Here is a 13,920-nt window from a genome sequence, read left to right as displayed (position 1 = left end):
GCGCTTCGGACCTCAGTCGTCATTCGACAGCGAGACCCAGGCGGGAGGGATGTCCACCGTGATGGTGCCTTGTGCGGGCAGGTCCACCTCGCCTCGGTGGAGGGCCCAGTGCTGGGTCAGGTGATTCCTGCCCATCAGGACGTAGGTGTAGTGGCCCGGGGGCAGTTGGTCGAACTGGGAGTCGGACTCCGAAGAGGGTGCGATTCCCAGCGTCTCCGAGAAGTGTTCCAGCTCCTCCCGGTCCTTCGGCACCGGCACGGTGCCGGCGAACAGGTGGTAGCCCACGACCATCACCGAGGAGGTCGGGTTCATGACGGCGAAGGGCGGCGGGCGCAGCTTCAGCGTGGTGCCTCCGCTCAGCTCCTGGAGGTTGAGCTCCTTGCGCTCGCCAGCGGTCAGCTTCACGCGCTGGGGCATGAAGCGGATGGAGTCTCTTCGGGACGTCGTCGCCGCCTTGGCGACGAGGGTGTACTCCCCGGGCGCCAGGCCCGTCGCGTGGAAGCTGCCGCTGTCCTCCTCCATCGTGATGGACTCCGCGCCGACCGGGGACAGGGGGCGCAGGGAGAGGAAGGTGCTCACGAGCCGCCCCTCGCGGTCCTTCACCGTGCCCTCCAGCCTGGCACCCGTGAGCAGGCGCAGCTCCAGCGTCGTCTCGCCCGGTGCCATCTGCTGGCTCAGCGGCAGGTAGTCCGGATGGGAGAGCTCCAGACGCAAGGCCGCGCCCGATTCCAGGGGAGGCAGCACGAAGGCGCCATCGGCGGTGGTGCGCGCATGCGCCAGCGACTGCGCCTCCGGCTCCTCGTCCCCTGGTGACGCGGGGACGACGAGGTTCGCCTGCACTTCCACTCCGACGACCGGCGTGGACGTCACCGCGTCCAGCACCCGGCCGCGCAGCCGACGCCCGGCCTTGAGGACCACGTCACCCAGGTCCGTGTCCCGCCCCACCTCCACCTCGACCTCCCGCATGACGCGCGTGAGGCCCGGCGCCTCCATCGTCACCCACGTGCGGCCCGGCTCGTCCACGGTGATGTGGAAGACGCCGTCAGGCTCGCGAAAGGACTCCTCGTTGACGTCGAAGCGGGTGATGGGCGTGCGGTCCTCGCGCACCAGCCGGCCCCGGATGCCTCCCTGATAACGCACCACCAGCTTCACGTTCGTCGACCCGGCCGCCACGAGGACCTGGGGGGTTCGTGAGCGGGCCCCCTCTTCTTCCTGAAGCGGCTCCGCCACCAACTCGAAGCCCTCCGCCCTGACGCTGAGCTTGCACGGGCCCGGCGACAGGTGGTCGAACGTGAAGCGCCCCTGCTCATCCGTGGTGACGCTGGAGCCATCATGGAAGGGATATCGCCCGTGGTGGAGGAACCTCGGACGAGGGCTCTCCTCGCTCAAGACGTAGGCGTGCACGTCGGCGTCGGCCACCGGCTTGCCGGCTTCGTCCACGACGAGGCCCGACAGCGACAGCCCCGGCTCCAGTCGCAGCGTCACCGTCTTCGTCTCCGCGCCCTGGAGCACGACGGGGAGCTGCGCTCGAGGCGGGCCGCCCCGGGTGCGGTGGGCTCGCAGGGAGTACCGGCCCGGAGAGAGGCCCCGCAGGATGAAGCGGCCTTCCGCGTCGCTGATGATTTCGGAGGTGGCGGAGTCCTGGCCGTCCTCCCAGAGGGAGACTGAAAGCCCCGCCAGCGGAGCGCCGCTGGTGCTCACCACGGTGCCCTCCACGCTCGCGCCCCGGCGCATGACCAGGCGCACGTCCCGGGAGGGCGCCTGTACCTCCCTCCACTCCGTCTCCAGGAAGCCCGGGGCCCGCGCCTTGAGTCGATGGAGCCCTGGCTCGCTCAGGTTGAGCACGAAGCGCCCCTCCTCTTCGGTCGAGGTGTAGGCCGTCTCCGCGTCGTTGGAGACGTCGTCCAGGTCCTCGTCGGAGGCCGGGGTGCCGTCGGGCCGGAGCCCCGGCTCGCGCCGCCACTTCATGGCGATGACCTCCGCCTCCGTCAGCGGGTTGCCCTCCGTGTCGGTGACGACGCCTGCCAGCACGAACGCGCGCTTCAGGGTGAAGTCCAGCGGCGCCGGCTTCCGCGTCACCACCACGTCGCTCACCGAGAGGTGCTGATAGCCCACGGCGAACACCGAGAAGTCGTTGTGGCCCAGCGTCGCGGAGTGGAACACGAAGCGCCCATCCGCGCCGGTGTCGACGACGGTGCTCATGGACACGTCCCCGTGGGTGTCCAGCGTCACCTTCGCGTCGGCGACAGGCTGCCCCGCCTCATCGCGCACCAGGCCCTCCACCTTGACGACGGTGCCCAGGTGCAGCGTCACCTCCGCCTCGGCCTGCTCCTCCGCGAGCGTGGTCTCCGTCTCTCCCTGGTGGTCGCCTTGCGCCGCCCGCAGCACGTAGTCGCCCGGCGACACGTCCTCCAGGACGAAGCGCCCCTGGGCGTCCGTGACGCCGGTGAAGGGGGCCTCGCCGTCGGTCTCTGGTTCGTACTCGGAATCGTGGGCTCGCACCCGCACCCCCGCGACGGGGCGCTCGTCCAGCAGCACCTGTCCCACGATTCGCCGGGGCCGGTGCAGCACCAGGTCCTCGGCCGAGAGGTCCTCCGCGACGATGTCCGTCAGGTGCGCCGTCAAGAACCCCGGACTGGAGACGACCAGCGCGTAGTCGCCAGGAGGAAGGGGCCCCACGCGGAAGCGGCCCTCCGCGTCGGTGCGGGTCTCGAAGTAGCGCGAGTGCTCGGCGTGGAAGAGCGTCACGCTGGCGTCCGCCACGGGCCGCACGGCCTCGTCCACCACGCGGGTGGTGAACACGTCGCTCGGCTGGAGGATGAGCTCCACGGCCTGTGAGCTCGTCGCCACGTCGAGCTCCAGCGCGGAGCCCTGGGCTCCCACGGCCCACAGCGCGACGCTGCCCTCGGGCAGGCCTTCCAGCATGAAGCTGCCGTCCTCCGCCGTGGTGGCGCGCGTCAGCAGGGGCGCTGTGCCGCGCCCTTCGTCGATGAGGCCGCGCAGCGCGAGCAGGGACTGGGTGTCCAGACAGGACGAGGAGGACATGGGCGTCTCGGCGTCCTGGCCGCAGGGGAGCGCGGACAGCGATTCACCGGGCAGGGCTCGCGACGCGGAGACCTCCACGCCCCGGGCGGGCGCCCCTTTGTCGGTGAGCACGCGGCCCCGGAGGGACAGCGCGCCGCGCGGCGGAGGCGAGGGCTCGCTGGGGCCGGGCAGCTCCTGGGAGGCGGGCCTGGAGGTGGAGGGCGCGGTGTCGCCGTCGGAGGGCTCGCGGAAGGTGATGACGGCGATGACCGAGCTCAGGCCAATCACCCCGAGCATGAGCCCCACCATGGCTGGCCTTCGCATGGACCCCTCCCGTTGGCCCCCCAGGCTAGCAGGGCGCTCGGGACGAAGTCGCCGGGGGGCTCAGGCGCGAGCGGGGAGCGACTCCAGGCGGGCCTTCTCGGCGGCGATGAGGTCCCGGACGTGCTCGCGCAGGACGGTGACGTCGTCGAAGCCGCTGACGTCCACTGGAGGCATGACCTGGACGTGGCAGTGGGCGGAGGTCTGCATCACCAGTCCATGCTTGGGAAGGACTCGCGCCGTGCCGGTGAGGACGACGGGGATGATGGGGCAGCGCATCTTCAGGGCCAGCGCGAAGGCGCCGTCCTTGAAGGGCTTGAGCTGGCCGTCCGCGGAGCGCGTGCCCTCCGGGAACATGAGGATGGGGACGCCGCGCTCGAGCCAGCGCTCACTCAACTGCATCATCTTGATGATGCTCGGCTTGTCGCCGCGCACCAGGGGCACGTAGCGGTTGAGCCTCATGTTCCAGCCGATGAGCGGCAGCCGGAAGTTGGCCTGCTTGGAGACCCACTTGAAGGGGCTGTACAGGCCGAAGAGGACGAGGATATCGCCGAGCGACTCGTGGTTGGCCACGAGCACCGCGGGCCCGTGCCAGGGCAGGTGCTCGCGGCCGTCCACCCGCAGGTGCCACAGCGGGTTGACGTAGAAATACAGCTGCGCCCAGAAGCACGAGTACAGGTGCAGGACCCGGCCGTTGCGGTCGAAGGGCGTGGTGACGGCCCACACCACGATGGCGCCCAGGAAGAGCACCACGCTGGAGAGCGCGAAGAACGCCCAGAAGAAGATGGAGAACAGGAGTCGAATAGGGCGCGCAGTCTGCCACAGGGTTGCGAGTGGAGGGGAAGGGAGTTGTCACGCCCGCGCGTGGAGAAGGTTCGCGGGAGGTCTTGCCCGAGGGAGTGTCAGGTCCACGGCGAGCTGGAGCTCCGGTGACGCCAGCCGAGGCAACACGACGAGCCGCGTGGCCTCCATGGTGACGACGGGGAGCGGACGCTCCACCTCCAGGAGCAGGGCCCCGCGCGCCGTCAGCCGGGGCGAGGCGTGCGCCAGCTCCACCGCGCCCAGCACCATGAACAGATGGGAGCCCGGCTCCAGCAGCAGCTCCTTCCTGGGCGCGAGCACGTGCCCCTGTCCACGCAGCAGCCAGGCGCGCCGCTCCTTGCGGCCCAGGTGGGCATAGCGGTTGCGGCCACGGACCAGGTCGTCGAAGCGCCGCTCCGCGAAGGTGCCCCAGACCTGACGGCTCAGGTCCGCGTCCGACTCCAGCAGCTCGCGCAGCGCGGCGCCCGGAATCCGCACCACGGTGGAGGCCGACGCCGTGCGCACCGAGGCGGAGCGCCGGCCGCCCGCGAGCGTGGACTGCTCTCCGAACACCGTGCCGCTGCCGAGCTGGTTCACCAGGTCCTCGTCGGCGCCGTGCGTCGCGAGCACGTAGGCGGCGCCGCGCGCGAGCAGGTACAGCTCATCGCTCATGTCGCCCTGGCGGAAGACGAAGTGGCCCGCGGGCAGCTCCTGCACCTGGGCGCGCGCGGCGAGTGACTCCAGCGCGCGCGTGTCGACGTGGGCGAACAGCGGGGAGGAGCGCAGCTGGCGGGCCACCGTCGAGCGCAGCAGGCGCGAGCCTCCTGGCAGCCGGTACGCGAGCTTCATGGCCGGCTCCACGGGCTTGCGCAGGACGCGCCCGCTCATGACGCGCAGGACGCTGAGGACGTTGCCCATCGTCACCGGCGCGAGCGTCAGCAGCCCATGGCCCAGCGTGTAGCCCGGGTTGGTTTCGAGGAAGTAGCGCGCGGACCGCTTCTCGCACTGTTGCCAGTAGTCCTGCTCCACCTCGGACTCGCGGGTGCGCCAGCCCACGTGGCGCAGCAGGGGATTGCGCGCGTCGACAGGGGCCAGTCCGAACTCGGTGCCCAGCTCCGCCAGGAAGTCGCGCAGCCCGGGAGGCACGGGCTGCTCGTGACGCGGCCACAACTCGTCGCAGTACTTCGCGAGCAGGGCATAGCTGGACGGGTGCACCAGCGCGCCCAGGTAGTACGCGGGCCGGCCCGGGTGGCGGAGCAGGTATCTGAGGATGAGCGACAATCCGAAGCGGGTGTTGGTGTTGCCACCCCGGTAGGCGCGCAGCGAGCCGGCCTCCGCGCGGAACACGGCCGTCGTCACGCCGTTCAACTGTTTCTCGAAGACATGCAGTGCGAAGTAGCCGACGAGCGCGCCCGCTTCGTTGCGGTGGAGCTGAATCCAGGTGTGCTCGGCGGTGGACTCCACCACGTACTTCGCGAAGCCCTCGCGCTCGACTCCCTCGAAGATTTCCTGATGCACGGCGTAGAGCACGTCCGTCAGGCGTCGCCGCTGCTCGGTGGACAGAGACTGGGGGATGACGACCTCGGTGCTCGCGATACGGGACATGGTGGGGTGGCTCTCCGTTCTTCTGGCGGCGGACCAGTGCGGCTCCGTTGCCAAGTAAGTCCGGACACGCCGAGCGACGGCGCTCCCGAGCCTGGATGCCGAGTCCTCAACGTCGACCGCGTTTCAGGGCCTCCGCGCGCGTTCGAAGATGATGCGAGCCCTTGTACGAAGGTCTGGTTGTACGAAGGTCTCGCTCACTCCCTGTCCCTGTTGAGTGGAACGCGGGGCGGACGAGCGGGGCTCACTGCCTGACGGCCTGCCATTTCGGCGTCACGTCGCGCACCACGGTGCCTGTCTCGGGGATGTCGATGAGCTCGCGATGGCTGCCCCGCCAGTCGTTGGTGATGAGGAAGAGCGTCAGCTTTCCGGCGGGGAGGTTGCGGAAGGTCATCGTTCCCTCCTTGCCGACGTCATGTGGAAGGGAGCGTTCGCGCAGTGACGAGAGGTCGTAGCCCTGTTTGGGCCAGGGGTCTTCACCGGAGACGAGCGCCAGGGTGAAGAGCAGGGGGCTGTTCACGCGCAGCTCCAGGGTGGCGCCTTCGGACCGCGCCTTCACCGTGATGGAGACTCCACCGCTCGCGGGAATCTGGATGCGCTGCGACTGGTAGCTCTCCAGACCCCCTTCGCCAGCGGAGGCATTCACCCGGTAGGTGCCTGGCGCGAGGTCTCGCACGACGAAGGGGCCCTCAGCGGGGACCTCGATGCTGTAGGGGAACGACTCCGCTCCTTCGCGGTCCAGGAAGACGGTCGCGCTCGTGGGCCGACCCTTCGCGTCCAGGACGGAGAGCTCCACCCGCGCGCCCTTCTCCATGCGCACCGTGAGGTCCTCCTGGGAACCTGGAGCCAGGGTCAACTTCTTGGAGAGATAGCCATGGGCCCGGATGTTCAGCGTGGCGGAGTGCTCGTCCACGCGAGCGATGATGAAGCGCCCATCCTTGTTGGTGTACGCCTGCGTCCAGGTTGTGTAGGGGTGGAGCCTCACGCTGTCGGAGTGTTCCAGGTCGGGGACGAGCAGGGCGCTCTCCACGGGGGCAGAGGTCTCCGCGTCCAGCACGCGCCCGGCCACCTTGCGTCCCGCGCTCATCCGAACCTCGCCCAGGTCCACCACCTCCGTGTCGTGAGGCACCTCGACCTGACGGAACACCGGCGCCAGGTCCTCCGCCTGGAAGATGACGGGCCGCGCGCCCGCGGCCACCACGTCCAACGAGAACTCACCTCGGGGATGCTCCACGACCTCCCGCATGACCCGGAAGCGCGTGAGGGGCTTGCCGTCCGGGCCCACCACGCGCCCGTGGATGCGCGCCTGTCGCGACATGACGAAGCGGACAGGGGGGCCGCCTTCATGGGCATGCAGTGAGTCGAGCCCGATTTCGCCGCCGGTGGACAGGTGGGGGGCGAGGCGGAAGGACTGCTTCTTCACGCGCAGCTCCACGTCCCGGCTCGACAGGTTGCGCAGCGTGAAGCGCCCGTCCTCCCGGGTCCGCGTGAGGAGCTCCACGGTGTGGTGGCGATAGCCCACGCGCCACTTGGGAGTGGAGTCCGGCGGAGGCTCGATGAAGATGTCAGCTCCGGAGAGCGGTTGTCCCTGGGTGTCCACCACGATGCCCGACAGCGTCCAGCCCGCTTCGAGGCGCAGGTCCACGTGGGCCTCCTGCCGCTCGCTCAGCTCCAGGTGTCGGGTGGCGAAGCGCTCTACGGCGCCGGAATCGTGGAGGGCCTCGAGCACGTACTGTCCTGGCTTCATGCCCCCGAACGCGTAGTGGCCCTGTGCGTCCGTCCAGGTCTCGCTCAGCACCCCCTGCTCGGGGCTGTTCGTCGTGCCTTCTTCGGGAGGTTCGGTCGACAGGCGCACGCGGAGCCCGGACAGGGGCGTGTCCAGCTCGTCGAAGACCCCGCCGGAGACAGCGGCTCCTCGCTTCAGGACCCAGCGGACCTGTGTGTCGGGGGCCTGGATTTGAAGCTCCTCCATGCGGAAGCGAGGCTCGTCGAGGAGCTTCAGGAGGAAGGGCCCGGGCGTGGGGAAGTTCAGGTGGAACCGACCCTGCTCATCCGACACGGCTTCATAGGGCGCGAGGAGGAGCGTGTCGTCGGTGTCCTCGGAGGGAGGATTGTCGACGGTGATGTGCATGTCCGGGACGGGGCTGCCTGCTTCATCGACGAGGACCCCGTCGACCCAGAGCGGGGTGCGCAGCGTGAAGTCGAGCCGCTTCGTGCCAGGGCTCAGCTCCGCGACGGATTCGCTGGTGGGAAAGTGTCGCGGAGAGGTGAGCTCCAGCTCGTGGGGCGCGAGGGCGAGCGGGCCTAGGCGATAGTGGCCCGTGGCATCCGTGGTGGTCTTCACGTACCGCGGCTTGAGTCCGCGCTCCTGGAGTTGGACGAGTGCGCCCTCGATGGCGGCTCCGGCTTCGTCCTTCACGGTGCCTTCCAGCATGGCCCCGGGGCTCAGGCTCAGGAGGACCTCCTGCTTGGAATCATGGGTCCACATGGGGACCTCGGCCCTGCCGTGATGCTCGCCCTGGGTGGCCTCGAGCCGGAACAGACGCAAGGAGAGCGCCTCGAAGGTGAAGCGCCCCTGGGCGTCCGTGGTCTCCTGCTTCGAGGACAGCAGGGGAGGAGCGATGCCGCGCTCGTTGAAGGTGATGTCTCTCAGTTGGACTGTCGCGTGGGGGACGGGGGTGCCCTGTCGCATCACTCGACCGACGATGCGATGGGGGCGCAGGAGCTTCACGGGCTCGGCGAACACGGAGTCCTTGAGGTCGGGAATCCAGCCGTCCTTGGTGAAGGCGAGGGCGTAGTCTCCGACGGGCAGCGGGCCGATGCGATAGCGCCCGTCCGCGTCCGTCTCCACGTCGAAGAAGCGGGTGAAGCCTTGATGCACGGCCATCACCTGGACCTGGGGCAGGGCCGCGAGGTCCTCGTCGATGACCGTGCCTTCCAGGAACACGCCCTCTTCGAGTCGGAGTTGGAGTCCCTGCGTTCCCGCGACGACTCCCGGTTGCAGCCGCGCGCCTCGCGGGCCGAGGGCCCAGAGGGTGAAGGGTCCTTCGGGGAGCTGTTCGAGGGTGAAGCGGCCGTGCTCGTCCGTGATGGCCTCCGCGTACAGCGGGGCTTCGCCCTGACGGGAGAGGAGCAGCTCCAGCGTGGTGGCGGGTTCCGTGAAGAAGCAATCCGCGAAGTCGTGACGATCTCCCCGGCGGTGGGGCAGCACCTCCTCGCACGTCAGCTCGGAGAGCGTCTGATGTGCTTCGGAGCGGGTGGCGGAGATGCGGACTCCCGCGAGGGGGCCCTGGTCTCCGTGCACGATGCCTTGGATGCGCAGGGAGCCTTCGGCCCGTGGCGCGGGCGGGGGCAGGACGAGGCCCGTGCTTTTTCGAGGCGTGGAGGTTCTGCGCGGGGTGGGCGCATCCTCGGACTTCAGGAAGTAGGGCACCGCCAGCGTGCCCAGCAGTGTGAGCACTCCGAGGATGAGTGCCGACCGTCGCCACTTGTGCATGTCTCGTCCACTCGCCACGTCCGTGAGCGTAGCAGTGGAGGACCCCGGGCGCTGAGCCCTGGGGGCTCGATTCAGACGGCTCGGAGCGTGGCGGCGGAGTCTCTGGACTCCAGTGTTTGCGTCTGTGCGCCCTCTGCCTCGAACAGCTCGCGCAGCCAGGGGTGGCAGGTGAAGGCAATCACCTGTTGGTGTTCGGCGAGCTGGGCCAGGAGTTGGATGGCGCTCCGGGCCCGGCCGGGGTCGAAGTTCACCAGCACGTCGTCCACGATGAGCGGCAGCGCGCTCCGCGTCTCTCCGAAGTCGCGCACCACCGCGAGGCGGAAGGCGAGGTAGAGCTGCTCGCGGGTTCCTCGTGAGAGCTGGGCCGCGCTCCAGTCCCGCTCGCCGTCGCTCACGCGCAGCTCTCGCTCGTCACCGGCGGGGATGAACACGCGGCGGTAGCGCCCTTCTGTCAGCAGGGCGAAGTGCTCCGAGGCGAGCTGCACCACGCGCGGCTGCTGCTCCTCCTCGAAGCGCCGACGCGCGCGTCCCAGCAAGGCCAGCGCCAGCTTGTCCTCCGCGTAGCGCGTGGCGAGCTCCGCCACCTTCGCGCGCAGGGTCTCCTCCTGGATGCGCAGGCGCGCGAGCAGGTCGTCGTTCTCCCACTGCTCGAGCTGGTTCCGCGTGGCGCCCTGCTCGGTGAGCACCTCCTTCGATTTCTCCTGGGCCTCCGCATGGCGCGCGCGCACCTGGCTCAACACCGTGCGCAGACCTTCTTCTCCGCCCAGGGCGCGCAGGGCCTCGCGAGCCTCGGTGTCGGACAGGCCCGTGCGAGCCTCGATGCGGTGGGCCAGTTCGCGCGCTCGGTGGGTGAGCTCCGCGTATCGGTGTGCCTGCACGGCGCGTCGACGGAAGGTCTCCTCGTCACCACCACCGCCCTCGGCGAGCAACGCGGAGAGTGAGGCCTCCTCCGTGCGACACAGCTCGTCGAGGCGGGCCTTCTCCTCGCGCAGCTCGCGACGACGCTCCTCCGCCGCACGTCGCTCTGTCTCCTGCTCGCGTGCTGTTTCCAGCGCCGCGTTCACTCTCATGACCACCAGGTCCATGGATTCCGATGACGCCGTGCTGCTCTCCTTCGATGAGGCGTTCGCGGAGCCACGCTCGTGTTCCATGCGCGGGAGGTTCGAGTCCTCGGACAGGCGCGTTGCTCCTGGCGCCACGTCCGTCGCCAGCGCTCGCAGTCGAGAGACCACGTCCGCGCAGGCCGCTTCATCGGCGGACAACGCCGCTTCGTCCGCGACCAGGTCCTGCCACCGTTGCCGCAGCGCCGAGGCATCGCGCCACAGGGCTAGCGCCGCCTGCGCGGGCAGCCCCACCGGAAAGCATCTCGCCGACAGACACGCGGTCAGCTCCGTGCTCAGTGACGCATGTCGCGCCTCGTGCCCGCGCAGCAGTTCATCCGCCTGTCGTTCATCACGCAGGGCCAGGTCATGCGTGGAGCGCAGTGTGTCCCGCTCGCGTGACAGCGACTCGCGCCGTCCCGCCTGCTCCAGTGCCTCCGCCAGCGCGCTCTCGCGTGCCGCCATGTCCGAGGACGTCGCCGCCGGGGACAGCCCTGCCTCCGTCGCGGAGGCGAGCAGCTCCCGTCGCGCCAGCTCCTCGCGAGCCACGTACCCAGCGAGCTCGACACGCAGCCGTTCCTCTTCCTGCTTCCGCGACTGCTGCTGAGCCTCCCATGCTCCACGCTCCGCATCACGCGCGGACTCCACCTTCCGCCGGGCGAACTCCAGCAGGCCCGTCAGCACCAGCCCACCCACGAGCCCGAGCACGCCCACCACCGTGCCCCCGAGCAACCACGCCGCCACCGCGAGCGTCACCGCCACGGCCGCCGCCACTGGCACCAGCCACACCGGAATCACCGGGCTCGAGGAACTCGGAAGCTCCGTCACCGGCCCTCGCAGGCCGTCAATCCGCCGCCGAGCCTCCATCTTCTGCTCACCCAGCCGCTCCAGGTCCGCGCGAGCGACGCGCATCCGCGCCAGCCCCGCCTGCTGCTGTCGCACCTGCGCCGGCCGGACGTCCGGAAGCTCCGCGAGCTCCAACTCCGTGCGCGCCAGCACGCCCTCCACCCGCTCCCGCTCCGAGCGAGCCCGAGCCAGCGCCCCACCCACCTCGCGCCGCCCCGTCTCCTCCACGTCCAGCCGGGACGACAGCGCCTCCAACCCCGCGCGAGCCCCCGCGCTCAAATCCAGCGCCACCAGCCCCGGCCCATCCACGCCGAGTCCCAGCTCCTCCAGCGCCGACTCCACCTGTCGCCGCTTCATCCCCAGCGCCGCGCGTCGCGCCGGCAGCGCCCGCACCAGCTCCGAGCGCTCCGAGTACGCCGCCACCGCGGCCCGCAGCGCCTCCTCCCGTCCTCGCACCGGCGACGGAGCGGACAGCCGCTCCAGCTCCGCCTCCGTGAAGCTCAACTGCTCCGCGAGCCGAGCCACGTTCCCGCGATGGGTCCTGCTCCGCTGGAGCGCATCCTCCAGGCGCGCCTCACCGCCCTCGGGGAACGTCTTCAACGAAGGAAGGGACTCCAGCTCCGCCCGGGTCGTCGCCAGCGAGGAGACATCCCCCAGCGCCGACTCCAGCCGGGCCAGTCGCTCCAGCTCGAGGCCGTCCTCGCGCAAGCGCGAATCCAATCCCCCCAGCTCCACGCCGAGCGACTCCAGCCGCTCCCGCTTCGAGAAGTAGAGCGCGGGCCGGTTGCCCACCTCGCGAAGCTGCGCCTGCACCTCCTCCAACTCACGCAGCTTCACGTTCAGCTCGGGGTTCGAGCCGTTCGGCTTGTAGAGCTGCTCCGCGTTCTTGCGCAGCGACGACATCGCCTCCGGCAGGCGCCGAGCCCCCCGCATGCTCGCGGCGACCAGGGCCTCGGAGGCGCCGCGCTCCTCGGTGAGCTGCTCGAACCCCGCCAGCTCCTCCAGCCGGAAGGCGAAGACATCGAAGAACAGCTCGCGCGTGACATGGCCTCGCGCATCCTTCAGGCGCTCCTCGGACACGGCATCGCCGTTCGGCCCGAGCACCGTCAGCGTCTCCGACTTCCTTCCCTTGGGCGCCGCCATGCGCCGCACGAGCAGTGGTCCCATGCCCGTGGAGAGTCGAAGCTCTCCGCCGAAGGGAGCATCGTCCTCTGGAGGCGCGTAGCGCTCCGGACTCCCGCGCTTCTCGAAGCCGAACAACACTGCGCGCAGGAAGGCGAGCAGCGTGCTCTTGCCCGCCTCATTGGGTCCGTAGAGCAGATGCAGCCCGGGCCCCAGCTCCAACGTCAGGTCCGAGAAGTGCCCAAAGCGCCGCACTCGCAGCGTGTCGATGCGCAACCCTGGCTTCATGCCCCCTCCTCCTCTTCGTGAAGCGCCTCCACCCCCAGCAGGCTCGCGCGGGAGACCCACTCCATTCGGGGCACCTCCAGCACATCCACCCCCAGGCGCTTCAGCCGCTGGCCCAGACTGCCCAGCGCTTCCTGCTCCCACAGTCGCGCCAGCGCGACCGGGTCTTCCTTCAGCGAACGTGCTTCTTCCAACAACGTGCGCGCGAAGCCGCCCTCCGCCTGGAGCGCTTCCCAGTCCAGCTCCGGACGACTTCCATCCCGCAGCGACTCCAGCAGCACCGGCGGATGTCCCTGTGCCAGCCGAGCGCGCAGGTCCGCCTCCAACTGCACCAGCGCTCCGGGCCGCGCCAGCTCGCGATGCAGCGGCCCGCGTCCCGTCAGCACCAGTCGCACCGCGTGGCCATCCAGCTCCCGCGCGCACGCCACGTCCACCACTTCTCCCACCGCGCCCAGCAGCGCGTCCAGTGTGGCCACGCCCGTCAGCGACACCTCCAGCCGATGCCAGCGCACCGTGTCCACCGGCACGAAGCGCCGCCGCATGCCGCCGTCCTCCACCTCCACCAGCACGCAGCCCCGCTCGCCTGTCTCCAGCGCATGCCTCCCCTGCGGATTGCCCGGGTACACCGCGACGCCGCCACCGGGCAGCATCAGCTCGCTGCGCGTGTGCACGTGCCCCAGCGCCCAGTAGTCCAGCCCGCGCGAGCCCAGGCCCGCGGGTGTGCAGGGCGCGTAGTTCGCGTGGCCCTCCGCGCCGCCCAGGTTCGCGTGCAGCAGGCCCACGCTGAAGCCGTCCCCGGTGCGACGGAAGCGCGCGGACAGGTCGTCGCGCACCTCCACGTCCGGATAGGAGATGCCCTGCACACGGCACAGCCGACGTCCCTCGCGCCGCACCTCCGCCTCCTCCCAATCCGGACCGAACACCTTCACGGAGGACGGCAACCCCAGCGTCCCGGTGTCGCCGCTGAGCGGATCATGATTGCCGTGGACGATGAAGGATTCGATGCCCGCGTCATGCAGCCGGCCCAGCTCGCGCCGCAGCACCAGCCGCGCGCGCACCGAGCGGTCCTTCACCTCGAACAAGTCTCCCGCCAGGAGGAGGAAGGCGACGCGCTCACGCAGGCACAGGTCGACGATGCGCGACAGCGCGCGGAAGGTGGACTCCTGGAAGCGCCCCAACAGAGGGCCTTGAGCGGCCACGCCACGGAAGGGAGTGTCCAGGTGCAGGTCGGCGGCGTGGACGAACTTGAAGTGCATGTCGAGCCCCGCACCGTATCCGAAGCACGGCGAGGAGCCTGCTTTCCACCCCGCAGCTCCCGCGTGC

Annotated in this window: 6 protein-coding genes; all 6 read right to left on the bottom strand. The window is 70.1% G+C overall.

The window, feature by feature from the left end:
* Nucleotides 1–12: 12 nt before the first annotated feature.
* The 6 genes from G4D83_RS27515 to G4D83_RS27490 all read right to left on the bottom strand — a co-directional run bounded on the left by G4D83_RS27515 (nt 13) and on the right by G4D83_RS27490 (nt 13,853).
* Entirely contained in the window at nt 13–3,348 is a 3,336-nt protein-coding gene (locus G4D83_RS27515) for a carboxypeptidase-like regulatory domain-containing protein (protein ID WP_163867810.1), read from the bottom strand.
* 60 nt (nt 3,349–3,408) lie between these two features.
* The gene (locus tag G4D83_RS27510; protein ID WP_240356648.1) at nt 3,409–4,095 is read right to left on the bottom strand and encodes a lysophospholipid acyltransferase family protein; all 687 of its coding nucleotides are present in this window, start codon (nt 4,093–4,095) and stop codon (nt 3,409–3,411) included.
* 102 nt (nt 4,096–4,197) lie between these two features.
* Nucleotides 4,198–5,751, bottom strand: a complete 1,554-nt coding sequence (locus G4D83_RS27505) for a cyclic nucleotide-binding domain-containing protein (RefSeq protein WP_163867809.1) — start codon at nt 5,749–5,751, stop codon at nt 4,198–4,200.
* Nucleotides 5,752–5,992: 241 nt separating this feature from the next.
* Nucleotides 5,993–9,244: a carboxypeptidase regulatory-like domain-containing protein gene (locus G4D83_RS27500; RefSeq protein WP_163867808.1), complete on the bottom strand. Its 3,252-nt coding sequence runs from the start codon at nt 9,242–9,244 to the stop codon at nt 5,993–5,995.
* A gap of 71 nt (nt 9,245–9,315) precedes the next feature.
* Nucleotides 9,316–12,600 (bottom strand): AAA family ATPase, encoded by a 3,285-nt coding sequence (locus tag G4D83_RS27495; protein ID WP_163867807.1) that lies wholly within the window; start codon nt 12,598–12,600, stop codon nt 9,316–9,318.
* Nucleotides 12,597–13,853, bottom strand: coding sequence for a metallophosphoesterase family protein (locus G4D83_RS27490; protein WP_163867806.1), 1,257 nt, complete (start codon nt 13,851–13,853; stop codon nt 12,597–12,599). Before G4D83_RS27490 ends, G4D83_RS27495 begins: the two co-directional genes overlap by 4 nt.
* Nucleotides 13,854–13,920: the final 67 nt, after the last annotated feature.

Source organism: Myxococcus eversor (assembly GCF_010894455.1).
Lineage (GTDB): Bacteria > Myxococcota > Myxococcia > Myxococcales > Myxococcaceae > Myxococcus > Myxococcus eversor.
This window is presented reverse-complemented; position numbering and strand designations above follow the sequence as displayed.

Bases quoted from the DNA above. Each gene is read 5' to 3' on its own strand.
- G4D83_RS27515 (WP_163867810.1), bottom strand. From the start codon at position 3,348: ATGCGAAGGCCAGCCATGGTGGGGCTCATGCTCGGGGTGATTGGCCTG.
- G4D83_RS27505 (WP_163867809.1), bottom strand. From the start codon at position 5,751: ATGTCCCGTATCGCGAGCACCGAGGTCGTCATCCCCCAGTCTCTGTCC.
- G4D83_RS27500 (WP_163867808.1), bottom strand. From the start codon at position 9,244: ATGCACAAGTGGCGACGGTCGGCACTCATCCTCGGAGTGCTCACACTG.
- G4D83_RS27495 (WP_163867807.1), bottom strand. From the start codon at position 12,600: ATGAAGCCAGGGTTGCGCATCGACACGCTGCGAGTGCGGCGCTTTGGG.
- G4D83_RS27490 (WP_163867806.1), bottom strand. From the start codon at position 13,853: ATGCACTTCAAGTTCGTCCACGCCGCCGACCTGCACCTGGACACTCCC.